General features: G+C 55.9%; 27 protein-coding genes. 5 read left to right on the forward strand and 22 right to left on the reverse strand.

The genetic code is table 11. The features are described 5' to 3' along the window. Positions 1–11 precede the first annotated feature (11 nt). The 5 genes from VNZ60_RS03710 to VNZ60_RS03730 all read right to left on the reverse strand — a co-directional run bounded on the left by VNZ60_RS03710 (position 12) and on the right by VNZ60_RS03730 (position 2,609). Complete coding sequence (locus tag VNZ60_RS03710; protein ID WP_325657076.1) at positions 12–284, reverse strand: acyl carrier protein; 273 nt, start codon at positions 282–284, stop codon at positions 12–14. 9 nt (positions 285–293) lie between these two features. Continuing rightward, positions 294–554 (reverse strand): phosphopantetheine-binding protein, encoded by a 261-nt coding sequence (locus VNZ60_RS03715; RefSeq protein ID WP_325657077.1) that lies wholly within the window; start codon positions 552–554, stop codon positions 294–296. Then, positions 541–1,359 carry a lysophospholipid acyltransferase family protein gene (locus VNZ60_RS03720; protein ID WP_325657078.1) on the reverse strand — a complete coding sequence of 273 codons (819 nt, stop codon included), beginning with the start codon at positions 1,357–1,359 and terminating at the stop codon, positions 541–543. Before VNZ60_RS03720 ends, VNZ60_RS03715 begins: the two co-directional genes overlap by 14 nt. Continuing rightward, a complete protein-coding gene (locus tag VNZ60_RS03725) occupies positions 1,325–2,104 on the reverse strand; it encodes a beta-ketoacyl synthase chain length factor (RefSeq protein ID WP_325657079.1) in 780 nt (259 codons plus the stop codon). The genes VNZ60_RS03720 and VNZ60_RS03725 overlap by 35 nt, the downstream gene beginning before the upstream one ends. A gap of 313 nt (positions 2,105–2,417) precedes the next feature. Continuing rightward, the gene (locus VNZ60_RS03730) at positions 2,418–2,609 is read right to left on the reverse strand and encodes a DUF1289 domain-containing protein (RefSeq protein ID WP_325657080.1); all 192 of its coding nucleotides are present in this window, start codon (positions 2,607–2,609) and stop codon (positions 2,418–2,420) included. A 249-nt stretch (positions 2,610–2,858) separates the two neighbouring features. Between VNZ60_RS03730 and VNZ60_RS03735 the strand changes: the two genes are divergently transcribed. Both VNZ60_RS03735 and VNZ60_RS03740 read left to right on the forward strand, forming a co-directional pair. Continuing rightward, positions 2,859–3,524, forward strand: a complete 666-nt coding sequence (locus VNZ60_RS03735) for a TetR/AcrR family transcriptional regulator (RefSeq protein ID WP_325657081.1) — start codon at positions 2,859–2,861, stop codon at positions 3,522–3,524. 75 nt (positions 3,525–3,599) lie between these two features. Then, complete coding sequence (locus tag VNZ60_RS03740; RefSeq protein ID WP_325657136.1) at positions 3,600–4,181, forward strand: LOG family protein; 582 nt, start codon at positions 3,600–3,602, stop codon at positions 4,179–4,181. Between the two features lie 52 nt (positions 4,182–4,233). On the opposite strand, the gene VNZ60_RS03745 is transcribed toward VNZ60_RS03740, so the two are convergent. The 17 genes from VNZ60_RS03745 to VNZ60_RS03825 all read right to left on the reverse strand — a co-directional run bounded on the left by VNZ60_RS03745 (position 4,234) and on the right by VNZ60_RS03825 (position 24,006). Next, positions 4,234–5,469, reverse strand: coding sequence for a cystathionine gamma-synthase family protein (locus VNZ60_RS03745; RefSeq protein WP_325657082.1), 1,236 nt, complete (start codon positions 5,467–5,469; stop codon positions 4,234–4,236). Positions 5,470–5,557: 88 nt separating this feature from the next. Further along, complete coding sequence (gene purF, locus VNZ60_RS03750) at positions 5,558–7,075, reverse strand: amidophosphoribosyltransferase (protein ID WP_325657083.1); 1,518 nt, start codon at positions 7,073–7,075, stop codon at positions 5,558–5,560. A gap of 63 nt (positions 7,076–7,138) precedes the next feature. Next, on the reverse strand, positions 7,139–7,627 hold the full coding sequence (locus tag VNZ60_RS03755; protein ID WP_325657084.1) for a CvpA family protein: 489 nt from the start codon (positions 7,625–7,627) through the stop codon (positions 7,139–7,141). Positions 7,628–7,695: 68 nt separating this feature from the next. Further along, a complete protein-coding gene (locus VNZ60_RS03760; RefSeq protein WP_325657085.1) occupies positions 7,696–8,682 on the reverse strand; it encodes an SPOR domain-containing protein in 987 nt (328 codons plus the stop codon). A 78-nt stretch (positions 8,683–8,760) separates the two neighbouring features. Continuing rightward, a complete protein-coding gene (gene folC, locus VNZ60_RS03765) occupies positions 8,761–10,071 on the reverse strand; it encodes a bifunctional tetrahydrofolate synthase/dihydrofolate synthase (protein WP_325657086.1) in 1,311 nt (436 codons plus the stop codon). Positions 10,072–10,182: 111 nt separating this feature from the next. Then, positions 10,183–11,055: an acetyl-CoA carboxylase, carboxyltransferase subunit beta gene (accD, locus tag VNZ60_RS03770; protein ID WP_325657087.1), complete on the reverse strand. Its 873-nt coding sequence runs from the start codon at positions 11,053–11,055 to the stop codon at positions 10,183–10,185. 114 nt (positions 11,056–11,169) lie between these two features. After that, positions 11,170–11,967, reverse strand: coding sequence for a tryptophan synthase subunit alpha (trpA, locus tag VNZ60_RS03775; protein WP_325657088.1), 798 nt, complete (start codon positions 11,965–11,967; stop codon positions 11,170–11,172). Positions 11,968–12,074: 107 nt separating this feature from the next. After that, positions 12,075–13,340, reverse strand: a complete 1,266-nt coding sequence (trpB, locus tag VNZ60_RS03780; protein WP_325657089.1) for a tryptophan synthase subunit beta — start codon at positions 13,338–13,340, stop codon at positions 12,075–12,077. 82 nt (positions 13,341–13,422) lie between these two features. Next, positions 13,423–14,097: a phosphoribosylanthranilate isomerase gene (locus tag VNZ60_RS03785; RefSeq protein WP_325657090.1), complete on the reverse strand. Its 675-nt coding sequence runs from the start codon at positions 14,095–14,097 to the stop codon at positions 13,423–13,425. A gap of 88 nt (positions 14,098–14,185) precedes the next feature. Next, positions 14,186–15,010 (reverse strand): tRNA pseudouridine(38-40) synthase TruA, encoded by an 825-nt coding sequence (truA, locus tag VNZ60_RS03790; protein ID WP_325657091.1) that lies wholly within the window; start codon positions 15,008–15,010, stop codon positions 14,186–14,188. 84 nt (positions 15,011–15,094) lie between these two features. Beyond that, entirely contained in the window at positions 15,095–18,094 is a 3,000-nt protein-coding gene (locus VNZ60_RS03795; protein ID WP_325657092.1) for a motility hub landmark protein FimV, read from the reverse strand. Between the two features lie 214 nt (positions 18,095–18,308). Then, positions 18,309–19,442, reverse strand: a complete 1,134-nt coding sequence (asd, locus tag VNZ60_RS03800; protein ID WP_325657137.1) for an aspartate-semialdehyde dehydrogenase — start codon at positions 19,440–19,442, stop codon at positions 18,309–18,311. 68 nt (positions 19,443–19,510) lie between these two features. Then, on the reverse strand, positions 19,511–20,581 hold the full coding sequence (gene leuB, locus VNZ60_RS03805) for a 3-isopropylmalate dehydrogenase (protein ID WP_325657093.1): 1,071 nt from the start codon (positions 20,579–20,581) through the stop codon (positions 19,511–19,513). A gap of 82 nt (positions 20,582–20,663) precedes the next feature. Beyond that, positions 20,664–21,311: a 3-isopropylmalate dehydratase small subunit gene (gene leuD, locus VNZ60_RS03810; RefSeq protein WP_325657094.1), complete on the reverse strand. Its 648-nt coding sequence runs from the start codon at positions 21,309–21,311 to the stop codon at positions 20,664–20,666. Between the two features lie 45 nt (positions 21,312–21,356). After that, the gene (locus VNZ60_RS03815; RefSeq protein ID WP_325657095.1) at positions 21,357–21,479 is read right to left on the reverse strand and encodes an entericidin A/B family lipoprotein; all 123 of its coding nucleotides are present in this window, start codon (positions 21,477–21,479) and stop codon (positions 21,357–21,359) included. Positions 21,480–21,514: 35 nt separating this feature from the next. Beyond that, positions 21,515–22,915, reverse strand: a complete 1,401-nt coding sequence (gene leuC / locus VNZ60_RS03820) for a 3-isopropylmalate dehydratase large subunit (RefSeq protein WP_325657096.1) — start codon at positions 22,913–22,915, stop codon at positions 21,515–21,517. Positions 22,916–23,121: 206 nt separating this feature from the next. After that, positions 23,122–24,006, reverse strand: a complete 885-nt coding sequence (locus VNZ60_RS03825) for a DMT family transporter (protein ID WP_325657097.1) — start codon at positions 24,004–24,006, stop codon at positions 23,122–23,124. A gap of 694 nt (positions 24,007–24,700) precedes the next feature. Between VNZ60_RS03825 and VNZ60_RS03830 the strand changes: the two genes are divergently transcribed. The 3 genes from VNZ60_RS03830 (at position 24,701) to VNZ60_RS03840 (ending at position 26,625) form a co-directional block, all read left to right on the forward strand. After that, positions 24,701–25,309 carry a hypothetical protein gene (locus tag VNZ60_RS03830; RefSeq protein WP_325657098.1) on the forward strand — a complete coding sequence of 203 codons (609 nt, stop codon included), beginning with the start codon at positions 24,701–24,703 and terminating at the stop codon, positions 25,307–25,309. Between the two features lie 107 nt (positions 25,310–25,416). Beyond that, the gene (locus tag VNZ60_RS03835) at positions 25,417–26,310 is read left to right on the forward strand and encodes a hypothetical protein (protein ID WP_325657099.1); all 894 of its coding nucleotides are present in this window, start codon (positions 25,417–25,419) and stop codon (positions 26,308–26,310) included. Between the two features lie 21 nt (positions 26,311–26,331). Continuing rightward, entirely contained in the window at positions 26,332–26,625 is a 294-nt protein-coding gene (locus VNZ60_RS03840) for a transposase (RefSeq protein ID WP_325657100.1), read from the forward strand. The last annotated feature ends 75 nt before the right edge of the window (positions 26,626–26,700 follow it).

Below are 26,700 nucleotides of genomic sequence, written 5' to 3' on the forward strand. Positions count from 1 at the left end.
CCCTGAGCGCCTTACTTTTCAGCCTCTGCCAGCAAAGCAGCCAGCGCATCAACCACATCTTGCACCGTGCGCACTGCCTTGAAAACATCGGGCTGCAAACGCTTGCCGGTCAATTGCTTGAGCTTGACCACCAGATCGACCGCGTCGATGCTATCAATATCCAGATCGGTATACAGATTGGCTTGCGGCGTTATCTGGTCTTTGTCGATCTCGAACATGTCATGCAACACGTTCACCAGCCACAGGTAAATTTCTTCCTTGCCCATTGAGTTGGTCAATATCATTTCACACCGTCATTTCTTTCTGTTGCTGGCAATCATCGCAGCAAGTGTGCGCACCGAAGCAAAATGATTACGTGTCTCAGCCGAATCTGCCGACAATGAAATGCCATAGCGCTTTTGAATCGCCACTCCCAATTCCAGCGCGTCGATCGAGTCGAGTCCGAGACCGTCGACAAACAACGGCGCGTCGGTGACGATATCGGCCGTAGTCATATCTTCCAACTGCAAGACATCGATGATGACCTGCTTCACTTCTTCTTCAAGCTGCTGCATAACCCTGGCTTTCTTTCCTAAAATAATCTTGCAGATAGGCAGTTAAATGCCTGGCTGCCAATACTTCGCTACCGGCTGTTGTCAGAAACTCTTGGACATCTATATCCTCTTTTACTTCAATCCTGAAATGCGCTGCCACCGGCGGCACTTGCCACCACCGGCTCCCCTTGCCCAAGGTTGGCGGAAAGCAACTGATCACTACCGGCGTCACATTCGACAAGCTGCGCACAGCTACATTGGCAGCACCGCGCTTTAAATTAATCTGACCATCACTCGCAGTACGAGTGCCCTCGGGGAAAATAATCAGATTGTTGCCACTTTGCAAAGACATGATACAATCCTCGATCAATCCGCTGCCTTGGTCGTTACTGATGTAACCGGCAGCGCGGACCGGTCCGCGCGTAAACGGGTTATCCCAAAGCCGCCCTTTGACGATGCAATCGGCACGCTCGACAAAAGCCATCAGAAACACCGTATCGATCAAGGTCGGATGATTTGCCAGGATCAACAAACCTTTCCGCTCCAATCGTTCCAGCCCGCTTGTCTCATAGTTCAGTACGCCCAGCCATCGCATGCATCCGACAAAACCGCGAAATGCCGCGCGAATCACCCGTCGCGCCACCAGCACACGCAATTGCCGTTCCCGGATAAACAGATGCAAGACCGGGAAAACCAAGACGCGCAAGATCAGGCCGCCAAGTGCAAACAATACAAAGCTGAAACCGGTTGCCAGCACCCGCCAACAACGATTTACGCGCTTATTTAAGCGCCTAAGCAAGACGCCCCCAGCACCAGCGGCGCCCATCGACCGTGCGGATCAGCTCGGGATCTTGGCGTAGGTAAAAAGCCAGCACTTCCAAGCCCGCTGGCTGCCGACAACTGTCTAATTCCTGTTTCATGACGCTCGACTCGTCTCCAGTCAGGCTACTCCAGGACAGCGAAATGGTGGAGCTAGAGGTGGGGCCGGATTCCGCGCTTGCTTCCCGCATTAACCAGGCCCAGGCAAAAGCTTGCTCCTGGCAGTCCTGAAACTCGTGAAACACCTCCGGCAACATGCCGTCATAGACCACCAACAGCACTTCAGCCGCACCGTCCGCGAGCAAACCGCAAGCTTCAATCACTGCATGCTCAACGCCGCTATGCCCGGCCGCCAAGGCAGTGTGACTGGCCGGATCCTGACGGGCAATCGAAAACAGCCCGGCAGCAGCATTGTGGACCGACAAACTAAAAGACGTGGGAGATAAAGGTTGCCCTTGCGCGAGATCCGTCAGCAGCTCCGTCGAACGGGCGCACTCGCCGTGGCGAGAACAAAATACGGTCGGCACATCAATCCTGCCATCGAGACAACGATATGCCGCTTCCAATGCCATTTTGCCCATAGAGCCGGCACGCCGGCGCAACATGGCAGGCATGGCGGCAACGGCGGCATCGCCGCTGCCTTCAATGACATATGGCTTTCCAGCCCACGCCTGCCATGCGGCGGTCGTATCCAGTCCTGGCGCCCATGCAGCATCAGATACAACTGAAAACCTAACTCCCCCGAGTTTCATTTCACCATTCTCCAACACCCATCAAATCGATTTTATGTTCTGCCAGCAATCTAGGGCGTTGAGCCGACGGCAACTTCTGTATTTTGCGCGGAATTATAAGGCATATGCCACATAGCAATTTGCTTAATCACACAGTATTACTATCTTTAATCTTTGCTTGCAATTTCTCATGAAATGGCAGTTTTTACGCCGGAATATACAATAAGTTACGGTATGCCTTAGCATTAAAACAGGAAAAATAGTGTCAAAAGCCGATGATGGCGGAACAGATGTTGGCGGATTTACATCATACCGTTAGCCGTATAGCGTTATTTCAACCCTGCCGACGCGGGTAACCCTCGGCGGTGATTCGTTGCCACACCTTGGTTTTCTCTTCCTCGGTCATGAAAACCCAATGGGCTACCTCATTCACGGTGCGACCGCAGCCACGACAAACGTCGTCAAAAGTGGTGGAGCAAACCGCCACACAGGGGGTATCGGGACGTTGCGGGGGGGAATCTGACATGCGGACCTTTAAAAATATACGGCATTGCTGCGAGTGACACCGGGCGCGGCCCGGCGCTACATTTTATAACAGCGGCCGGATGGGTGCGTCTCTAAACAGTGATCTGCGACCTGTCAAGAAAATGTAATTACTATCATTCCAGCAATGCATTTACGACGATCGGTGCGAAGCAATATACAATCTTCATTAAACATATTTACCAATCGGTAAAACAGCATTGCGGACTGGATATCAGAAAGAAAATAAGTCATGGAGCAAAAGGCGCCGCGTCGTACTCGCGAAAAAATTATGGATCTGTCGTTGCGGCTCTTCAATGAGTTCGGCGAACCTAATATCACCACCACCATCATCGCTGACGAGATGAAAATCTCGCCGGGGAATCTGTATTACCATTTTCGGAACAAGGACGATATCGTCAATTCGATTTTCGTCACGTTTGAAGAGGAAATCAGCCGCATGCTGGCCATGACGCAAGGGCAGCGCCCCACCATGCACGACGTCTGGCATTATCTGCATCACATGTTCCAGCTGATCTGGCGTTATCGTTTCTTCTATCGCGACCTTAACGACCTGCTGTCGCGCAACCGCACCCTGGAGCTCCATTTCAAGGAAATCTTCGGCCACAAGATAGCTGTAGTCAAAGAACTATGCCAGGGTTTGCACGAAGATCAAACGCTGCAGGCCAGCCCGGCCGAGATCGACGCCTTGTCCTCCAATATGGTGGTGGTAGCCAGCTACTGGTTGTCATATCAGTATGTATTGAATCCGCGCCAGTACACAGAGCAGGCTGTGGTGGAACACGCATTGGCTAGCGGCTGCTACCAGGTTCTCTCGCTCATGCATCCATATCTGCGCGGCGAAACGTTATTGCACTTCGAACAGTTGAAGGCAAAATATTTGCAAAGCAACGTCTGACCGATGTCGGTACGACGCCTCGTCATACCGCGTCGGTCAAATCAATCCTCCCTATTCCCCATCCCCATGCAAGAAATCAAATCCCTCTGCGTTTATTGCGGTTCTTCTCCCGGTGCCACACCGGCATATGCCCTAGCAGCACGTGGCTTGGCGCAAGCCATGGTTGATCAGAATATTTCGCTGGTATATGGCGGCGGCAACGTCGGCCTGATGGGAATCATTGCCGATGAAATGATGCGCCTGGGCGGTCAGGCTACCGGCGTGATTCCGGAAGCATTACTGAAGAAAGAACTCGGCCACAACGGATTGACACAATTGCACATTGTCAAGGATATGCACGAGCGCAAGGCGATGATGGCTGATTTGTCGGACGGTTTTATCGCGATGCCGGGCGGCATCGGCACTCTGGAAGAGTTGTTCGAAGTGTTCACCTGGGCGCAATTGGGCTTTCACCAGAAACCGATTGGCTTGCTCAATGTCGACGGCTTTTATGACGGCTTGCTGCAGTTTATCCAACACATGGTCTCGCAGCGTTTCCTGAAGGGCGAACAGGCGGGGTTGTTGATGGCGGAAGCGCAAGCCGAAGATTTACTGCAACGCTTCAAGTCTTTCGTGCCGACTCATGTGCCGAAATGGCTGGATCGCAATACCATCTGAAATGCAAACGGGGTGGACACCAAGTGCCCACCCCGCGCCATATCTTGCAAATTCAAGCTTGCAGTGCCTGCCTGAAATCTTCCACCAGGTCAGCAGTATCTTCGATACCGACCGATACCCGGATCAACGATTCACTGATGCCCATGGCAGCGCGGCGTTCGGCTCCCATCTCATAGAAAATGGTATGCGCGACCGCAATCACCAACGTCCGGTTGTCGCCTAGATGCGTGCCGGAAATCGCCAGCTTCAGCCGATTCAGATAATCAAAGCAATCGATATCCTGTTTCAACTCAAAACTGAACAGGTAGCCGTTCGAGCGAAACAGCTCTGACGCCAATGCATGTTGCGGATGCGACGCCAGGCCCGGGTAATGCACAGCCGCGACTCGTGGATCGGCTTCCAGCATCTGCGCCACAGCCAGCGCACTGGCGCTGCTACGCTCCATGCGCAAAGCGATGGTTTCAGCGCCCACTGCAATATGATGCGCTGCTTCAGGTCCGAGTGAAGCGCCAAAGTCGCGCAGACCCTTGGCGCGCATCTGCGCCAACGCCCATTGCGCCTGTGGATTGCGCTTATAGGCATCGAGAATGTTAGGAAAGCGGCTCCAGTCATAAAGGCCGGTGTCGGTCACGGCGCCGCCCAAGGCATTGCCATGGCCGCCGATGGATTTGGTCAGGGAATTGATTACCAGGCCAGCGCCAACCAGCTTGGGCTGGAACAGATAAGGCGAAGTCATGGTGTTGTCGACCACGAATAAAATACCGCGCGCGTGGCACAGTTCGCCGATACGCTTCAGATCTGCAATCTGAGTACGCGGATTGGCGATGGTTTCAACGAACACGATACGCGTAGCCGGCGTCAATGCAGCTTCCACCTGCGCCACATCGGTAGCATCGACCATGCTCACCTTACCGCCCTGGCCGCTGAAAGTTTGCCACATGCTGGCGGTATTGCCGAACAAAAATACCGACGACACCACGTGATCGCCTTCGCGCAACAAAGCTTGTATTACCGCGCCGATTGCCGCCATGCCAGAAGCGAAACAGATGGTAGCCAGGCCGCCTTCCATCTTGGTGACTTTATCTTCCAGGGCTGCAACTGTCGGATTGCCCTGACGACCATAGCGATAACCCGACTGCTTGCCCTGGAATACTTCAGCCAGTTGGCGCGCGTCGCTATAGCCCCAGGTCACCGAGGTGTGGATAGGCTTGTGCGGCGCGCCATGCTCGATGGTTTTCTGCCGATCGCTGTGCAGGATGGTGGTGGTGAAGCCGTATTTATGAGTCATGTTTGATTCTAGTCAGTTGGAGACAGGGCAATTCGCCACGCTAGGGCGACGCTTGAACCCTGTCCCACAATTAGCCAACTCGGTGCAATCAGTCGACTTGCGCCAGGCTCAGATTCAACTGCGAACGCACCGCATCTTCGCTTTCAGGCTTGGGATTATTGCGTGCGAACTCGATGCGATCGAGGTAGTCGCGCGAAATATCGCCGGTGATGTAGTTGCCGTCAAAGCAGGAAGCTTCGAAATTTCTCAGCAAAGGATTGACGTCGGAAATCGAACGCTTGAGGGCGTCGATATCCTGATACACCAATGCATCGGCAGTAATTTCGCGGCAGACTTCTTCATCGCTGCGGCCGTAAGCAATCAATTCGCCGCGCGTCGGCATGTCGATGCCGTAAACGTTGGGGAACTTGACCGGTGGCGCAGCCGAGGCAAAGATCACGCGCTTGGCGCCGGAATCGCGCGCCATTTGCACGATTTCACGGCTGGTGGTGCCGCGCACGATCGAGTCGTCGACCAGCAACACAGTCTTGCCCTTGAACTCGGAGCCGATGGCGTTGAGTTTCTGACGTACCGATTTCTTGCGGATCGCCTGCCCTGGCATCAGGAAAGTGCGGCCGATGTAACGGTTCTTGATGAAACCTTCGCGGTATTCGATATTCAGCTTGAGCGCCAGCTGAATCGCGGCTGGACGCGACGAATCAGGGATCGGCATGACCACATCGATATCGCCGCTGGAAAACTCGCGCTTGATCTTGTCGGCCAGGTATTCACCCATTTTCAGGCGGGTTGCGTACACCGATGCGCCATCGATGATCGAATCCGGGCGAGCCAGGTAAACGAATTCGAAAGCACAAGGATTCAGGGTCGGATTGTCAGCACATTGCTGGTTATACATCTGGCCATCGATGTCGATGAAAATCGCTTCGCCAGGCATGACGTCGCGCAGGAAGCGGAAGCCCAGGCCCTCCAGCGCTACCGACTCGCTGGCGATGACGTATTCAGTGCCCTTGTCGGTCTCGTTGAGGCCAATGCACAGCGGACGAATCCCGTACGGATCGCGGAAAGCCAGCAAACCGTGGCCGGCAATCTGCGCCACCACAGCGTAAGAACCTCGCACCCGCTTGTGGACATTGGCCACCGCCTTGAACAAGACGCCAGGATCGAGCGAATATCCGATCGTTGCTTGCTGGATCTCGTGGGCCAATACGTTCAGCAGCACTTCGGTATCGGAATCGGTGTTGATATGCCGTCTATCGTTTTTGAACATCTCGATTTTCAGCTGCTCGGCGTTGGTCAGGTTGCCGTTGTGCGCCAGGATGATGCCGAACGGCGCATTGACGTAAAACGGTTGCGCCTCTTCCGCGCTGGCGGTGCCGGCGGTTGGATAACGCACCTGGCCGATGCCGAAGTTACCTGGCAAGGAACGCATGTTGCGGGTACGGAAGACGTCGCGCACCAGGCCGTTGGCCTTGTGCATGAAGAAGCCGTTGCCGTGATTGGTTGCGATCCCCGCCGCATCCTGACCGCGGTGCTGCAAAAGCAACAAAGCGTCATAAATGAGTTGATTGGCGGGGTTGTGGGAAGCGATGCCGACTATGCCACACATGGTGGACTCCTAAACAATAAACAATCCGGTATTAAATGGGACTTACAGTCCTATAAAGCAAATTCAAAATTTCAAGTGACTGGCGAACTCCCCCGGCAAATAAGGGATGGCGGTACGCGCAGCGGTCTCCGCCAGCGGGCTCAGCATCGCATCGCGCCAGAAAGGCTGTTGCGGAATTGCCGTAGCACCACATACCAAGACTGCCGCCAGCACAATCACCAAGCCCCGCGCCAGCCCGAACAAGACTCCCAACCCATGATCTACCAGCCCCAGGCCACTGGCCTTGATCACGGCGTTGAGCGCCATGCTCAACAACATCATTAATAACCTTACGCCAATAAACAGTGCCAGGAAAGCCACGATTAAACGCGCCACATTCCCGGGAATCACGTCGGGGAGCAATTTTGCCAGATTTTCACCGTAAGCGTTCGCCACCACCAGGGCTACGACCCAACTCACCAGTGACAGGATTTCCTTCACCAAGCCGCGCAAAGTGCTGATCACGACCGAGCAGATCAGTACGAATAACACCAGATAGTCGAAAATTGTCACGCTGCTTGCATATTTCTGATCAGTGACCTATATGGCGCCCAATGCGGCCGAAATCAAGCCGTTCGCTATCAACCCGGGATCAAACTGCCGCTCAGACCCAGCTTGCTCAGTTTGGCACGCGTTCTTTCAGCCTCTTCCTTGCTGCTGAACGGGCCAACACGGATACGGATACGATCACCCGCCTGGGTTGGGACTTTTTGCGTATATGAATGAATGCCGGCTTCTTTCAGCTTGCCCTGCAATTCATTGACCTTGTCTTGCGACGCCAGCGCTGCTACCTGCAGCACGAATTTTGCCGGTTTCTTGTCGGCTGCCGGCGCGGTATCGGTCCGTCCGTCCAGAATCGCCAGCGCCCGCGCGGCATCATCATGCTTATCCGCAACCGGATTTGGCTCTGCCTTAGGCTTAGGTTTCTGTTCGGGTTTTGGTTTGGCCTCGGGTTTCGGCTTAGACTCCGGCTTAGCTTCCGATTTAGGCGCAGCCTCAGGCGGCGCAACTGCAGCTAGCGGAGGCGTCGGCGCTGCTGTGACGGCAGTATTGCCGGATACGGCTGGTTTGCTGGTGACTGCTGCAGGTGGCGCAGGGGTAGGCGCAACCGGGGTGTTGCCAGCCGGATCGACTATTTCTTCCTGCCGATCGAGGCCGCTGCTATTGCTGACCGATGCCGCCGCTTTGGCCGAGGCGCTGGCGCTGGCGTCCGCGCTGTTGCTCGCGTTGTTGCCAGACTTATCCCGCGAAGGAATTTGAATCGCAATATCATCAGCCAGCGGCTTCGGCTCGGAATCGAGGATCATCGGCAACACAATGACTACCGCCAGCACCAGGGCTACCGCCCCCACCAGGCGACGCCGGGCGCGCTTCTTTTCAGGCAAGACCGGATCCACCGCTTCATTCGACTGGTTAGCGGCCTTGCTTGCCTTGGCTTTGCGTGCACGTAGCGGCAGTTCGCCTTGCTCGGAACCGGAATTGAATCCAGTATCGGCTTTTGAACGATAAGCACCCTGATCAGGGTCGGTTTGCTGCTTGTTTTTGCGAAGAAAAGAGAACAAACCCATGCGATATATTTTGCTAGCTAGTGAGCGGCGGATATAACTCATACCGAGTCATACCGAGTTATACCCGCGCATAAATCGTCAGTGAAATCCAGACTTTCTGGCCGCCATTACGCCAGCTACAGTCAGGAACGATCCGAAAACCACAATTCTATCATTCTCACCTGCCCTGCTCAGTGCATTTGCATAAGCTTCTGCAGGAGAGTCGAAGGATGTAATGCTAGATTGCGCATCCGGCCCGTCCTCAGGATGGACACCTGCTTCCAGCAAACGTTCTTTCAACTGTTCGCCACTGGCGGCACGCGTTAGCGGCAATGTCGTCAGACACCAATGATCGATGCGGGTCTTCAATTGCGCGACAATGCCTTCGATATCCTTGTCCAGCATGGCGCCGAATACCGCATAGGTATAGGGATGGAAGCCCATATTGTCGAGATTTTGCGCCAGGGTCGCTGCTGCATGCGGATTATGCGCGACGTCCAGTATCACCAGCGGCTGTCCTGGCAAGACCTGGAAGCGCCCAGGCAAATCCATCATGACAAAACCGCTGCGCACTTCTTGCGCACTCACTGGCAGTTGGTTGCGCAGCGCCTCCAGTGCGGCCAATGCCGCCGAGGCGTTCAACAACTGGTTGGCGCCGCGCAGGCTGGGATAACCTAAGGCATTGCGACGCTGACCTCGGCCGCCGTAATTCCATTGCTGCTTGTCGCCGGTATAGTTGAAATCGCGGCCCAGCAACCAGAGATCGGCGCCGATCGCATTGGCATGATCGATTAGTGATTGCGGCGGTACCGGATCACTGCAGATGGCGGCTTTGCCGGCGCGGAAAATACCGGCCTTCTCGAAACCTATTTTCTCGCGGGTATCACCCAGATAATCGGTATGGTCGATATCGATGCTGGTGACGATGGAGACATCCGCATCGACGATATTGACTGCGTCCAGGCGCCCGCCCAGGCCGACTTCCAGGATCACCACATCCAGCTTGGCCGCTGCCAGCAAATGCATGATGGCCAGCGTGGTGAATTCAAAATAGGTTAGGGAAATCTCGCCGCGCTGTGCTTCCACCGCCTCGAAACTGGCAATCAGGGCGGCATCCGACGCCGATTCGCCGCCTATGCGCGCGCGCTCATTGAAATCGAGAAAATGCGGTTTGATATACAGGCCGACCTTGTAGCCGGCGCGCAGCAGGATCGACTCCAGCATGGCGCAGGTCGAGCCTTTGCCGTTGGTGCCGGCAACCATAATGACCGGGCAGGCAAATTGCAGTTGCAGCCGGTCCTTGACCTGCACTACCCGGTCCAGGCCCATGTCGATGGTTTTAAAATGGCGTGACTCAAGTAGGGCGAGCCAGTCGGCCAGCGTGACCGGCTTAGGCGGGATATTCGGCATCTCGTAGTCCAAAAATGGCCGGCTCAAAAATCCCTGCAGATTTAGCGCGGACCTAAAAAAACAAAAGGCCCGAACCGATAACAGTTCAGGCCCGAGCTAACTAAACTCACATCAGGCGATGGATTCGACTGGCTGATCTTGCAACAGCGCCAGCAAACGCGCAATTTCCTCACGCATCTTGCGGCGGTCAACGATCATGTCGACGGCTCCCTTGGTGACCAGGAATTCGGCGCGCTGGAAACCTTCAGGCAGCTTTTCACGCACGGTATTTTCAATCACGCGTGGTCCGGCAAAACCGATCAATGCTTTTGGTTCGGCGATCACAACGTCACCCATGAAAGCGAAAGAAGCAGAAACGCCGCCCATGGTCGGATCGGTCAAGACGCTGATGAACGGCAATTTCTTCTCTGACAGCTTGGTCAGCATCGAGGTGGTCTTGGCCATTTGCATCAGGGACAACAAGCCCTCTTGCATACGTGCGCCGCCAGTGGCGGTGATGCAGATGAACGGCACTTTTTGCTCCAGCGCAACTTGCGCGCCGCGCACAAAACGTTCGCCCACCACCGAGCCCATGGAGCCGCCCATGAACTCAAACTCAAACGCCGCCACGACCACCGGCAGCGTCATGATCGAGCCGCCCAAAACGATCAACGCATCGGTTTCACCGGTAGCGTCCATCGCCGCTTTCAGGCGATCAGGGTATTTTTTACTGTCTTTGAATTTCAGGGTATCGATCGGCAGGGTTTCCTGGCCGATTTCGTAGCGTCCGCCGGCGTCCAGCAAGGCGTCTAGGCGTTCCCGTGCGCGTATCCGCATATGGTGATCGCACTTCGGGCAAACATGAATGTTCGACTCCAGATCGGTGCGATACAAAACCGCCTCGCAAGCCGGGCATTTGACCCACAATCCCTCAGGGATCGATTTACGGGTTGCCGAGTCGCTGCGCTGAATACGTGGGGGTAGTAATTTTTCTAGCCAACTCATAGAGTGACCTCCTTCAGATTTTTTTCTTGGCGAATTGTACCTTCATCCCCAAAACAGCGAAATAGCTAATCAATCTAGTTATTTTAGGGAATACTTGGCATTTCGATATGCAAATTACTCGTCCAGCGCTTTCCGAATCCCTGACAGAAAGCTCTCCACCGCAGCCACAGCCTGCTCACGCGGCGTATTCTCCAGCTCTTGAATAATCCGGCTACCAATCACTACCGCGTCCGACACTTGCGCCACCGCCTTGGCAGTAGCTGCATCGCGGATGCCGAAACCGACGCCGATTGGCAATTTGACATGTTTGCGAATCGCCGCCACCTTGGCCGCAACTTCGCCGGTATCGATATTGGCGGCGCCGGTCACGCCCTTCAATGAAACATAATACGTGAATCCGCTGCCGACCTTGGCCACCTGTGCGATCCGCTCTTCGGTCGAGGTCGGCGCCAGCAGGAAAATCGGGTCCATGCCGTTAGCCTGCATTTTCTGGGCAAACTCTTCACACTCCTCCGGCGGATAGTCGACCACGATGCTGCCATCGACTCCAGCTTCTTTGGCAGCCGCAATAAAGGCATCGACACCCATCCGCTCCAGCGGATTGGCATAGCCCATCAACACCACTGGCGTGCTGCTATTGGTTTGCCGGAACTGGCGCACGTAACCCAATACATCATGCAAGCTGACGCCAAATTTGAGCGCTCGCTCGCAAGCGCGCTGGATCACCGGGCCTTCGGCCATCGGGTCGGAAAACGGCACCCCTAGTTCCAGGATATCGGCACCGCCCCTGACCAGCGCATGCATCAGCGGCACGGTCAGTTCCGGCGCCGGATCGCCGGCGGTAATGAAAGGGATCAGCCCTTTTTTATTGCTGGCGGCGAGTGCTGCCAAGGTAGTCTGGATTCGTGACATAGGATCGATCGAAATGGGTCTGTTGTATTTTGTTTGCCGGCCCGTAGCGAGGATACCGCTGCGGGCCGGATTGCGGCTAGACGTTTTTAGCCAGTCCTGAGCCGGCTTTAAGCCAGTTTCAAACGCTCGGCGACGGTATGCATGTCCTTGTCGCCACGGCCAGACAAATTGGCCAGCACAATTTTGTCCTTGGGCAGGGTTGCTGCCAGTTTCGCGGCATATGCCAAGGCATGGCTGGACTCCAGGGCCGGGATGATCCCTTCGATACGGCAACAGGTATGGAATGCCGCCAGCGCCTCATCGTCGGTCACGGTTTCGTAAGTGGCGCGGCCAGAATCCTTCAGCCATGCGTGTTCCGGCCCGACACCGGGATAATCGAGGCCGGCCGAAATCGAATGCGTCTCGATGATCTGGCCATTGGCATCCTGCAGCAGATAGGTGCGGTTGCCATGCAACACGCCCGGCGAACCAAGTGTCAGCGAAGCCGAGTGCTTGCCGCTGGTCAGTCCTTCGCCGGCCGCTTCGACCCCGACCAGAGCGACGTCGTGATGATCGATGTAGGGATAAAAAATCCCCATCGCGTTCGAACCGCCGCCGACACAGGCAATCACGTAATCAGGTTGACGCCCGGTCATTTCCGGCATTTGTGTCAGGCACTCATTACCGATCACCGACTGGAAATCGCGCACCATCATCGGATATGGGTGCGGGCCGGCGACCGTGCCGATGATGTAGAAAGTGTCTTCGACATTGGTGACCCAATCGCGCATGGCTTCGTTGAGCGCGTCTTTCAAGGTCTTCGAACCGGACTCGACCGGCACCACCTTGGCCCCCAGCAGATTCATGCGATACACGTTCTGCATCTGCCGCTTGACGTCTTCGCTGCCCATATAGACCACGCATTCCAGACCGAAGCGAGCGCAAATGGTAGCGGTTGCCACGCCATGCTGGCCGGCGCCGGTTTCAGCAATCACACGCGGCTTGCCCATACGCTTTGCCAGTAATGCCTGGCCAATCACATTGTTGATTTTGTGGGCGCCGGTGTGATTCAAATCCTCGCGCTTGAAATAGATCTGCGCGCCGCCCATCTGCTCGGACCAGCGCTTGGCGTGATAAATCGGGCTGGGACGGCCGACATAGTGCTTCAGCTCGCTGTGAAATTCAGCCAGGAATTGCGGCTCGGTTTGATATTTGGCGTAGGCCTGCTGCAATTCGCTCAGCGCCAGGGTCAGGGTTTCCGAAACAAAACTGCCGCCGTACATGCCGAAATGGCCTTTGGCGTCCGGCAGCTTGTACTGCGCGCTTTGACGCAAAGTGGTGTTGGCAAGCGGCTGGCGCTCGGCGTATTGATCGAGGGGGGTGAATTCTTTCATGGCGTATCTTTCTCGTATCTTTCTGGTATCTCTCTGTATTGTTTGCTGAGGCTACCGATCGACTGAAAGCACAGATAGTGCTTTAGATCTCGTCGGATTCAGCGTCCGCCTGCCGTATCGCATCAATAAATGCGCGAATCTTGGCGGCGTCCTTGATACCCTTTTCTTGCTCGACGCCACTGCTGATGTCGACCGCAAAGGGACGTACGCGCTTTACCGCGTCAGTCGCATTGTGCACGCTCAAGCCACCACTTAAAACGACCTGAGGCGCGAGTTCTTTTGGGATGAGAGACCAATCAAATACCTTTCCACTGCCGCCATAAGCTTCAACCAGGGTATCCAGCAGCAGCCCGGCAAACAAACGGCTGCCGGTACGATACGCCTGAGCGTATTCTAGCAAATCGGCAGCGACCGTAGCACTACCAATGCGCATGGCGCGAATAAATGGCCGATTTACCGATTGCGCCAGCGCGGCGCTTTGCTGCACGGTTTCGTCGCCATGGAACTGCAGTAGCGATACCGGCGCCTGTGCCACGATCTCCTGCAATTGCCCCGGCTCGGAATTAACAAACAAGCCAACCGTGGTGATGAACGGCGGCACCATGGCGATCAGGCTGGCAGCCTGCTGTGGCGTGACGTAACGCGGACTTTTAGGATAGAACACAAAACCAAGCGCATCGGCGCCCGCCGCAATAGCGGCTTGCACGTCCTGCTCGCGGGTCAGGCCGCAGATTTTGATTCTGGTACGGTGCTTCATGGGTTTAGTCTAATCAGGAAAACATCAGTAAGCGCAATATATTATCATCTTGACGACATAACAAATTGACAGCAGAACCGTAACGCGCCTAAAACCACGGCAACAGCTCAGGCGTCTGCTGCGGCAACTGCCACTTTGGATCATAGGCCACTTGCGCCAGATACAAGCCATCCGGCATGAAAGTCGGCGCAGCGCGGCCGCGATCCCGTTGCGACAATAATTCGGCTATCCATTCCGGCGGTTTGCTGGCACTGCCGACGTAAATCAGGGAACCGATGATATTGCGTACCATGTGATGCAAGAAGGCGTTGGCGCGCAAGCTGAATACGATCAGATCGCCACGCCGCTCGATGCGGATCTGTTCCATGCTACGCACCGGCGATTTGGCCTGACACTCCACTGCGCGGAAGGCGGAAAAATCGTGAGTGCCGATCAAATGCGACGCAGCCTGGCGCATCAACTCCAGCTCCAGCGGCCGGAATACCCAACCTGCCTTGCCCTCCAACAGTGGCGAACGAACCGGATTGTTATACAAGAGGTAGTGGTAGGTTCGCGCCGTAGCGCTAAAGCGTGCATGGAATTGATCTCTGGCATCGTGATCCTCGGCCTCGCGACTCGCAGATGCCGGTAGCTCATGCGCCCAGCGCACGGCAATCGATGGCGGCAGGAAAGCGTTCAAGCCACGCACCCAGGAAAATGTTTCACGCGACAAGGCTGTATCAAAATGCACCACCTGCTCCAGCGCATGTACGCCAGAATCGGTACGGCCGGCACAAGTCGTAGCGACCGGGCCCTGCGTGAATTTTTGCAGGGCGACTTCAAGCCTGTCCTGCACGGTTTTACCGCTAGGCTGGGTCTGCCATCCTTGCCAAGGCGTGCCGTCGTACTGCACACCCAGAACGATACGTTTCAAGCGCTAACTCCAATTTAAAAAACAAACGGGCGCCAGCATAACGCCGCGCCCGTCGAAAGCAAAATGCTAGGGGTATTGTACTAGTTACAGCTTGGCCAGCAATGACTTGGCTGCTTCGATCTGCTCCGCGCTACCACCCTTCAATACTTCTTCCAGCAATTCGCGCGCGCCTTCCTTGTCACCGATCTCCTTATATGCCACGGCCAGGTCAAGCTTGGTCGCCATTTCAGGATTGGCTGTAGTAGCTGATACCGCAGGCTCAGCCGCTATCGTTGGAGATGCGGCTGCAGCAGCGAAGCTGGCCGCAGGAGCATGCGCTTGAAGTGCGCTGTCCAGATCCAGATTCATGCCGGACAGATTAAATTCCAACGGTGCAACCATCGGTTCCGCATGCTGTGCGTACGTAGGTGCTGGCGGCACTTTGACAGGCTTGGTTTCAGCTGGAATATCGATATGGGCGTGGGCCGGTTCGTAGTTCGAAGGCTGACCACCGGCCGGAAATTCCAGCGCGCTGAATTCCATCGCTGCCGGCACACTCTTCTCCACGACTTTCGCCGCTGGAGCTGGAGCTGGAGCTGTCGCTGGCTTATGGTCCAATTCGAAATCAAGTGCATCGAGCAAGGATTTACCGGCTTCGTGGGAAGCTGCCGACAACAACACTGTATTCTGGTTGGAGGAAGCTTCGCTGCCGAGTTCTTCCAGATCAAAATCCATATCAGTTGCTGGCGCCGCTGCTGATACCGCAGCCGCACTACCATGCTTGCCTAATTCCGTATCTGTCAGCGGCGCCAGCAATTGCGCCGGAGCGGTGTGCACCAGTTCAGGAATCGGTACAGCTTGTGGTTGGGTCGGCGCTGTCAAAGAATTGAAGTCGAGGCCATCCATCGGCTGGGTCGGCGCAGTAATCGAATCGGCCTTGGCGATCACCTGGTCCTGCAGCTTACCGCCGCCGTACAAGGGGTTGGTCGGATCGACGCTCAAACCCAATGCAGCCGCCTGCTGCCAATCTTCACCTTCGCCGCGGGTCAGGCTGTAGAGCTCGCTGGCCAGGATTTCAAAGGAGCGCGGGTCTTTGCGGTTAGCGTAGATTTCCAGTAGCTTGACGCGAATCGCGTTGCGGCTTGGCTGGTTACGCAGGGCTTCTTTCAGGATTTCTTCGGCTTGCGCATCGCGTCCGTAGGCGATATATACATCCGCTTCGGCGACTGGGTCGACGTTGGTATCCAGATGGCTGACCGACGGTACGAAATTCGAATTGAAGATGCTGTTCTTGGTATCGACGCTTTGGCCGCCTGTCGAGCCAAACAAGGAATTACCCTTCAAGCCGGTATTCGTCATCGGCGCTCCGCTGCTATCCAGGAAAGCCTGCTGGCGCGCACGATTACGACGGTAACGGAACAGGCCGAGGCCGGCCAGCAACGCCACCAGGACGCCGCCCACCGGCAGCAGCAATGGATTTTCGGTAATGCTTTCAAGGAAACTTGGCTCTGCCGGTGGCGGTGCGACTACCTTAGGCTTGGCAGGTGTCGGTGCGGCGGCTGGCGCCGCTGCAACCGCAGGCGCCGCGGCGCTGGCCGCCGATGCATCAGCGGTAGCGGCAGGAGCTGGGCTTGCTGCAACCGGTTCAGCTGGAGCCGAAGCCACCGGGGCTGCCGGGGCTACGACAGCTGCAGGAACTGCTGCTGCCGGGGGTGGAGTTACCGGCGCTGCAGGTGTGGCCGCCACAGGAGCCGGCACAGGTGCAGGCGCTGCTGGCTTCACATTAGCAGCTTGATTCTGCAGGTCTGCCAGATTCTTATTTTTCAATTCCAGCGTTTTCTGCAGATCGCTGACATTTTTTTCCAATGCCTTGACGCGAGCTTCCGCTTCAGCAGCAGCTTTTTCTCGTGCGATCTTCTCTTCTGCCGCTACAGTAGCAGCAGCCTTAGCATCGGCAGCGCCGACCGCAGCCGCGCCGCGCGACAATTTCAGCTTGTCCTTGGATTCGCTGGCGGGAGTGGCTTGCTCTTCCACCTTGGCAGTAATCTTGCCGCCACTGCTTTGCTTGGACTCGGCTGCCGCATTAGGCGCCGCCGCTTCAACCAGCCCCGCCAGCGTATTGCGATAGCTCTTGAAATCATTGGACTGCGCCAGCACGACGTTCCTGGCTTCCGACTTGCTGACGCTGCCTGCGCTGTCAGCATCAGGAATCGACAGGATCTGGCCTGAGCGCAGGCGATTCATATTCTTGCCGGCAAACGCAGCTTCGTTGCTGCGGTACAACGCCACCAGCATCTGGTCCAGAGATATGCCGGCCGGCAGGTTTTCGCTAGCAATACGTGCCAGCGTATCGCCCTTCTTGACGTGATAATCGCCGCCTGCAGGCGCTGCCGCTGCGGCTTTGGCCGGGCTACCGCCATTGGCAGCAGGGGCTGCGTTGGCCGCGGCTACCGGTTTGCTAGGTGTGCTGGTAGCACCGCCGGCGACTGCTCTGGCTGCCGCTGCGCGAGTGGCGTCGGTAATGGTCGATGTGACACCCGTTTGCTGCTGAGGCTGAGCAGTCTGCGCAACTGGCGCCGAGCGCGGAGCTGCAGTAGCTGCGCCAGTCGCAGCACGCGGCGCGGCAGTTGCAGCAGCCGCAGCGATTTGCGCCGGTTGCGCCTGACGCTGGCCGGCGGGATCAAGCAACAGGGTGTATTCGCGTACCAGGCGTGCTTTGGTGCCGCCTAGTTCCATCAGCATGTCGACGAACGGCTCATTGATCGGCTGGGTCGAGGTAACCCGCACAAAACGGCGGCCGTTGCGCTGATCGATGGCGAATTGCAAAGACAACAAGGCTGGATTGAAATCGATATTAGCTTGCTGATAAGTTTCCTGGCTGGCCAGTTTGGCAACCAACGAGCCGGCTTCGTCCTGGCTGACCGAGGTCAGCTCAATTTCTGCACGTAACGGTTGTCCCAGCGAGGACAGCACGGTTAATTTACCCAGCCCGGCAGCCTCGACATTAGATACCATCAGCAGGGTGGAAACTACCGCCGCAGTGAGGGTCTTTAAACCGGTGGAAATAAATTTATTCGATGAATTCAAGTGCATATTGTGTGGCATGAAGGACTGTCCGTTGGCGTATAGGGAAACAAATCTTGCTGAAAGCAAATACTGTACCCAGTTATTCTAAAAATCAATACCCAGATTGACATGCTAGCGTAACAATATTCGGTAAATACCGACAGATACACTAAGCCCGCTAAGACTTTCTTCAAGAAAATACTTAGCGGGCCATATTGCAAGTCGGCAACAATATCACAACTACGGTAACAAGTCAGGCATCCAGAACAATCCGTAGCATGCGGCGCAACGGTTCTGCCGCACCCCACAATAATTGGTCACCTACGGTAAAGGCTGACAAATAATCGCCACCCATCTGCAGTTTGCGCAAACGACCGACAGGAATTGTCAGGCTGCCGGTCACTGCCGCAGGCGTCAAGTCGTGCATCGATGACTCCTTATCGTTTGGCACCACTTTCACCCATTGATTATTGCTAGCGATGATGTCATTGATTTCATCCAGCGGCACATCTTTTTTCAATTTGATGGTCAATGCCTGCGAATGACAGCGCATGGCGCCGATGCGGATGCACAAGCCATCCACCGGAATCACCTTGCCGCCGTTGCTGAAACCTTCGCCGCGGCCAAGGATCTTGTTGGTTTCGGCGCCGGCTTTCCATTCTTCTTTCGACAACCCGCCCCCCAGATCCTTGTCGATCCAGGGAATCAGGTTGCCGCCCAGCGGCACGCCGAATTGCTTGGTTTCGTCAGCCGACATGGAATGCTGCTTGCCCAGCACCTTGCGATCGATTTCCAGAATTGCTGATTTCGGATCGTCCAGCAACGCCTTGACTTCGGCGTTGATGGAACCGTACTGGGTCAACAGCTCGCGCATGTGCTGCGCACCGCCGCCTGATGCAGCCTGATATGTCATGGAGGTCATCCATTCGATCAGGTCTTGCTGGAACAAGCCGCCCAGGCCCATCATCATGCAAGAGACGGTGCAATTGCCGCCGATGTAGTTCTTGACGCCGCGCTGCAAACCATCCTTGATGACATCCAGGTTGACCGGATCCAGCACGATGATGGCGTCATCTTTCATGCGCAGCGTCGAAGCCGCGTCGATCCAGTAGCCATTCCAGCCGGCGGCGCGCAGCTGCGGGAAAATCTCGCTGGTGTAATCGCCGCCCTGGCAGGTAATAATGATGTCGCATTTTTTCAAGGCTTCAATATCGCTGGCGTCTTTTAACGTTGTCTCGTTTTTCGCCAATGCAGGGGCTTTACCGCCGGCATTTGAAGTTGAAAAGAATACCGGCTCGATATGGGCGAAATCGCCCTCTTCCTGCATACGCTGCAACAAGACCGAACCCACCATGCCACGCCAACCGACTAGACCAACCAGTTTCATCATGATTCCCTAACATACTAAAATCGGGAAAAGTCCCGCACTTCACGGCAGACCGCCTGCCAAATTCTTTAACCCAAAGCCTTGACCACGGCCGCGCCCATTTCCGTGGTGCTGACCTTGGTGGTGCCGGCTTCATAGATATCTGCGGTACGCAAACCTTGCGCCAGCACTTTCTTGACCGCTGTTTCAATCCGGTCAGCCTGCTCTGCCTTATTCAGGGAGTAGCGCAACATCATGGCGGCCGACAGGATAGTCGCCAGCGGATTGGCAATGCCTTTGCCAGCGATATCCGGCGCCGAACCGTGCGACGGCTCGTACAAGCCCTTGTTGTTGGCGTCCAGCGAAGCCGACGGCAGCATGCCGATCGAACCGGTCAGCATGGCCGCAGCGTCGGACAGGATGTCGCCGAACATGTTGCCGGTGACGATCACGTCGAATTTTTTCGGGGCCCGCACCAGCTGCATCGCGGCATTGTCGATATACATGTGATCCAGAGCGACATCGGGATAATCCTTGTGCACCTCGGTCACGATATCTCTCCAGAACTGGAAAGTCTCGAGTACGTTGGCTTTGTCGACGCTGGTCAGGCGCTTGTCGCGCTTTTGCGCGGCCTGGAACGCCACATGGGCGATGCGGCGGATCTCGGATTCGGCGTAACGCATGGTGTCAAAACCTTCGCGCTCGCCCTTGAAAGCACCATCCGGCGCAGTACGCACGCCGCGGGGCTGGCCGAAATAAACATCGCCGGTCAGTTCGCGAATGATCAGGATATCCAGTCCCGACACCACCTCCGGCTTCAGGGTCGAGGCGCCGGCCAGCTCAGGATACAGAATCGCCGGACGCAAATTGGCGAACAGGCCCAGATTCTTGCGCAAGCCGAGGATCGCCTGCTCAGGGCGCAGCGCACGTTCCAGGCTGTCGTACTGCCAGTCGCCGACCGCACCAAACAACACCGCATCGGCTTCTTTTGCCAGTTTCAAGGTGCCGTCCGGCAACGGATGGCCGTGGGCGGCATAACCGGCGCCGCCGACTGGCGCAGTTTCCAGTTCAAATTTTTCACCCAGCGTCTGCAGCACATTGACCGCTTGCTCAACGATTTCCGGACCTATGCCATCACCTGGCAAAATTGCTATTTTCATTTTTTCCTGTCTAGTCAGTTGAGGACAGAGTAACCCGTCGCAAGGTTAACCTTGCGACTCTTAAACTCTGCCCCACAATAAATTAAATTGTATTGCTCAACCAAGGCTGCGCAAACAGATGCCGCTCTTCAAACTCGCGAATCTTGTCGGCTTGGCGCAAGGTCAGGCCGATATCGTCGAGACCGTTCAACAGGCAGTATTTGCGGAACTCGCCCACTTCGAACGGGAAAGCCAGGTTGCCATTGGCGGTGCTGACCAATTGTTTTTCCAGATCGATCACCAGGCGATAACCCGGGAAAGCCTTGACTTCATCGAACAAGCGATCGATTTGGGCCTCGGGCAAGACCAGCGGCAACAAGCCGTTCTTGAAGCAGTTATTGAAGAAAATATCGGCAAAACTGGGAGCGATGACGGCACGGAAACCGTATTGACCCAAGGCCCACGGCGCGTGCTCACGCGACGAACCGCAACCGAAATTCTTGCGGGTCAGTAAAATCGAAGCGCCCTGATAGCGCTGCTGATTCAGGACGAAATCCGGGTTTAGCGGCCGCCGCGAATTATCCATGCCTGGCTCGCCGTGGTCCAGGTAACGCCACTCGTCAAACAGATTCGGACCGAAACCGGTACGTTGAATCGATTTCAGAAACTGCTTGGGGATAATGGCATCGGTATCGACATTGGCGCGATCCAGCGGCGCCACCAAGCCATCCAGCACAGTAAATTTATTCATACTTTGATTCCAATAATGGCGCGTCTCATGCGACACGCGCTATGATCACTTGCCTTGAATTTTCTCGCCGACGTGTTCCACGTCTTTACCAAAGCCGTGGAAAGTATTGCAAGCGCTCAGTGCATAGATGCTGGCCAGCAAAACACACAGGGTAATTATTTTCTTCATCTTTTGTCCTTCGGTAATTATTTATAGCGAACGAATTATAGCGATCGAATATCAACAAAATGGCCGGCAATGCCCGCGGCAGCCGCCATTGCAGGGCTGACCAGATGCGTGCGGCCGCCGGCGCCTTGGCGGCCTTCGAAATTGCGGTTCGAGGTAGAGGCGCAACGCTCGCCCGGTTCGAGGCGGTCGGCATTCATTGCCAGGCACATCGAACAGCCCGGCTCGCGCCACTCGAAACCGGCGTCCTTGAAAATCTTGTCCAGGCCTTCGCGCTCGGCTTGCTCCTTGACCAGTCCGGAGCCCGGCACCACCATCGCCAGCTTGACGTTGGAAGCGCGGAACTTGCCGCGAACTACCGCTGCTGCCGAACGTAAATCTTCAATCCGCGAATTGGTGCAGGAGCCGATGAAGACCTTGTCGATACGGATATCTTCAATCGCGGTATTCGGTTTCAACGCCATATACGCCAGGGCTTTTTCCATGCCGTCGCGTTTGGTGGCGTCTTTTTCCTTATCCGGATCAGGTATCCGGCCATCCACCGCTACCACCATTTCCGGCGAAGTGCCCCAGGTCACTTGCGGTTTGATCTCGGCGGCGTTCAGGGTAACCACCATGTCGAATTTGGCGCCCGGATCGGAATGCAAGGTGCGCCAGTAAGACACGGCGCGCTCCCAATGCGGTCCGACCGGCGAAAACGGCCGGCCCTTGACATAGTTGAGCGTGGTGTCGTCGACCGCGATCATGCCGGCACGGGCGCCAGCTTCAATCGCCATATTGCACACCGTCATGCGGCCTTCCATCGACAAGGCGCGAATCGCCGAACCGGCAAATTCGATCGCATAACCGGTGCCGCCAGCGGTGCCGATGCGACCGATCACGGCCAGCACGATGTCTTTGGCGGTAACGCCGTTAGGAATCGCGCCATCGACCTGGACCAGCATCGATTTCGATTTCTTGGTCAGCAAGGTCTGGGTAGCCAGCACATGTTCGACTTCAGAGGTGCCAATGCCGTGCGCCAGGCAGCCGAAAGCGCCGTGGGTTGAAGTGTGGGAATCGCCGCAGACCACGGTCATGCCTGGCAAGGTCGCGCCCTGCTCGGGGCCGATCACATGGACAATGCCTTGACGATGGTCGTTCATGCCGAAATAGGTCAGGCCATAACTCTTGGCGTTGCCATCCAGGGTTTCCACTTGCAGACGCGAGACCGGATCGGCAATGCCGTTAGCGCGGCCGGTAGTCGGCACGTTATGGTCGGCTACCATCAGGTTGGCCGACAGCCGCCATGGCTTGCGGCCGGCTAGCTTCAGGCCTTCGAAAGCCTGAGGGCTGGTGACCTCATGCAAAAGATGTCGATCAATATACAGAATCGCCGTGCCATCCTGTTCGGTATGAACGACGTGGGATTCCCAAAGTTTATCGTAGAGCGTTTTAAGCATGATCCGGGGCAGCTTCGAGGCCGCGCAAAACAGTGAATTTAGCTCTTGATTATGCCATAGAAGCAGTCAATTAATGCTGCTTGACGGCGCGAAAACGACATACTGGCCGCCGGCATGTTGCATATATTCACTTTTAGCGCCGTCCCCAGCGGTGCAGAGATCAAAGTTTCCTGCACTACTTTACTTCGCTACCTCATTTCGCTACCTCATTTCGCCACCTTACCGGTCAGATAGCCGCCCAGATTGAGCTTGCCGGTCGCTAAAGCAGTGCCAAGCAACACGATCAGGCAACCGACCAGCATCGTCGCGGTAACTTCTTCCTTTAGAAAAACCGCGCCCCAGATCACCCCGAAGATTGGAATCAGAAGGGTCACGGAGGCGGCATATGCCGAGCCGGCATGTTCCAGCAAACGATAGAAAATCGCGTAGGCGACGCCAGTACAGACCACTCCCAAAGCCAGCACCGAATACCAGGCCGTGGCAGACACCGGCGCGGCCGGCCAATACCATACTGCCAGCGGCAACAACACCAGGGTCGCCGCCAATTGACTACCGCAGGCGACCACAAAAGGCGGCACTCCTGCCAGCCGCGTTTTCGAATAGTTGATGGCGAAGCCGTAGGACAACGTAGCCAGCAACACCGCGCCTATCGCCAGCCACACGCTGGATGCGCCGACGCCGATCTTGTCCCACACCAAGGCCATCACACCCACCATGCCGACCAGCATGCCGATAACTTGCGGCCGGCTCATTGGCGCTTTCAGCCAGACGAAAGCGATCACACCGGTCCATAGCGGCACGGTGGCGTTCAAGATCGCATCGAAACCCGCATTGAGATACAACGTCGAGTAGGCAAACAATGAAAACGGCAGCGCTGAATTGGTGACGCCGACAATCAGCAGCGGCCATGCCTTGCTACGCAAATGGCTGCGGGCGGCGGCGCTGCGCAGCACCGGCAACAACACCAGCGCCGCGATCCCCACGCGCAAGGCTATCAGCGGTACCGGGCCGAATTCCGGCGTGCCGACGCGCATGAAAAGAAACGACGCACCCCAAATGGCGGCAAGCAAAAAAAGTTCTGCAATATTCATGGTTGGCTTTTCAATTTGGATAAACGGCAAACGTTAATACAAACGTTAGTGCGTATGTTTTCATGCGGCAATATATCCGATAACAAGAAAGGACGCAGACGAAATTCTTTTGCTTTCCATCGCGCCTCTAAATTGCACAAGACCACCAAGCAACGAGCGCCAGCTAAAACACACAAGACTTTTTTTGCACCCTTGTCAAAAACGGACAACAAGTATTACCAACGAAATTTCCGTGCGTCACCAATCATTGCGAGCTGCGCAGAGGCGCCACGAATGTAATGTATTTTTAAACATTTTTTTGTTAGCGCTCACATGCGCTTGTCATGAAAAAATTATCCATATCAGCCATTCCGGCTGTCCGAACCTGACAAGGTTTTGTCATAAGCACTCGGTCTTGCACTCCTATTATCAGATCAGCGCAAATGCACTTGCTCGACGAACCCGGCGTTGATCGGCTCACATACCCACGCCCCGGTCACGCTTGGCCTTGTCGAAAAAAGACATTTTCGTTCTAGCTAGGTGAGGCATCCGCAGTACTTGTCGCCGTATAAGAATCTCGCTCGAGACAAACGGACATCTCAGGCCCGAGGCGCTGCCGACATGGTCCTTACCGCAGTAACTACTTGTCTGTGGCTCGGGGCGCATGGACAAAACATTCTGGTGAATGATGCCCCTACTCCAAGGAGAAACAGAAATGAAAAAGCAAATTATTGCCGCATCGATAGTTTCATTGTTCGCCGTCTCTGCATTCGCTCATCACTCTTCAAGTGGCTCTAGCTCCTCTACCACTACCACTAGCACCGCTACTGCGGCGTCTATCGGCGGCGCAGGCGGCGCAGGTGGCTCAGCAAGTTCGGGCGGCGCTAGTGGTGGATCGGCCACTGGCGGTACAGCAACCGGCGGCAATGCGACTCAAACCATCACCGGCGGTATGGCAACCAGTGGCAACAACTGGACCGGCGCCGGCGGCAGCACGGCAACTGGCGGCGCAACCAACGCCGGCTCAACAACTGGCAGCGGCGCCAATGGCGGCAAAGCCGGCGGTATGTCCTCTGGCGGCGCAGGCGGCACATCCAGCACTACCGGCAGCACCCAAGCCTATAACGGCAATGCATCTGCAGGTGGCGGCACCAGCAGCTCCAGCAGCGGTAACTCTGATGCATCGATTTCTGGCGTCAGCAATACCGGCGGCTCGGCTGGAAACTTTGTGTTTGGCGGTGGCGCCGCCTCTGGCAACGCAACTGCTGGTAACGGCGGTTGGGGTGGCGGTGCACGTTCGACGGCAAACGCTGGCAATCTCTAATAACAAAAAACAACAACAAACAGCGGCTCGGTTACCGATGAGTTGCGGGAGGGGGAAAGAAATTTTTCCCTCTCGTTTATCAAACAAATCATTACGATGGAGAAGCCATGAAACACATACTAATAGGTATCCTGGTAGCCTCAGCCGTCACTGCACCAGTGCTAGCGCATGACTCAGGATCAGGGTCAGGATCAGGGGCAGGACCAACAACCACATCGACTTCCACGGCAACAGCCGCTGGCGGCGCCGGCGGCAGCGGCGGCTCGGCAGCAGGCGGTACTGCAGCCGGCGGCACCGCTTCGAATACGATTTCAGGAACATATGGTGCATCGGCCACCAATGGCGGCAGCGCAACCGGCGGCTCAGGGACCGGCGGCAATTCAACGGTGAGCGTATCGGTTTCCTTGCCGAACTCTGGCACATCCGGAAGCGGAACCGGGACCGGATCCGGAGCAAGCGGGACTTCAGCCGGAACTGGAACTGGCGCCAGCGCCGCCGCAGGCGATCCAGGCAGCAGCCCAAACAACACCAAAACCACGGTTGACTATGGCGGCAGTTATTCCGTCAAGACGGTGCCAAATATTGTGGCGCCATCGTTAACCACAACCTTGTCCGACACTTGCATGGGTTCGGCATCATTCGGCTTGTCCTTCACTGGTTTCGGCGCAACCGGCGGCACCACCATGGTCGATCAGGCTTGCGTGCGCCGGCTCGATTCCAGAGAATTTCGCGCGATGGGTTTAAACGACGTTGCACTTGCCCTGCTGTGCCAAAGCGAAGCAAACCGCAAAGCAGTTGAATCGACCGGACGCTCTTGCCCCGGCATGGAACGAGCTGCTGCACCTGGAGCACCTGCCGCACCGGCTGCCCCTTCTGCATCGTCAACCGGCGTCATCGGTCAAAACATCGACACCATCGGCGATCAGTACAAGGATCCGGTAATACGTGCCCGACTCGGTCTGGATAAATTGTCCGACATATCGACTTTAAAAGACCACTAAAAAGAGACGCGAGGGGATGCCATGAAGCGCACGCCATTCTCAAGCGACCAAATTGCTGCGGCTCTCAAGCAAGAGGAGCTCGGCATGCCCTTGGCCGATGTGATCAGGCAAGCTGGAATTACCGAGCGCACCTTCCTTACCTGGAAGAAGCAATACGGTGGCCTGCAAGCTTATCCGCACGACATGAAGTGCCTGCAAGAAGAAAATGCCAAGCTGAAACAGATTGTGGCTGAACTGACGCTGGAAAATTCTCGCTTGCAAGATGCGCTGGAAAACAAGAGAGGTATGCATGAGCACTACAATTCTTCAAATTGAATGCAAGCGACTGACCTGAAAAGAGATGACTTGGCACGCAATATTGTTTGAGTTCAGATGCGGAAAAAACAGTTG

Source organism: Collimonas sp. (assembly GCF_035566375.1).
Classification (GTDB): domain Bacteria; phylum Pseudomonadota; class Gammaproteobacteria; order Burkholderiales; family Burkholderiaceae_D; genus Collimonas.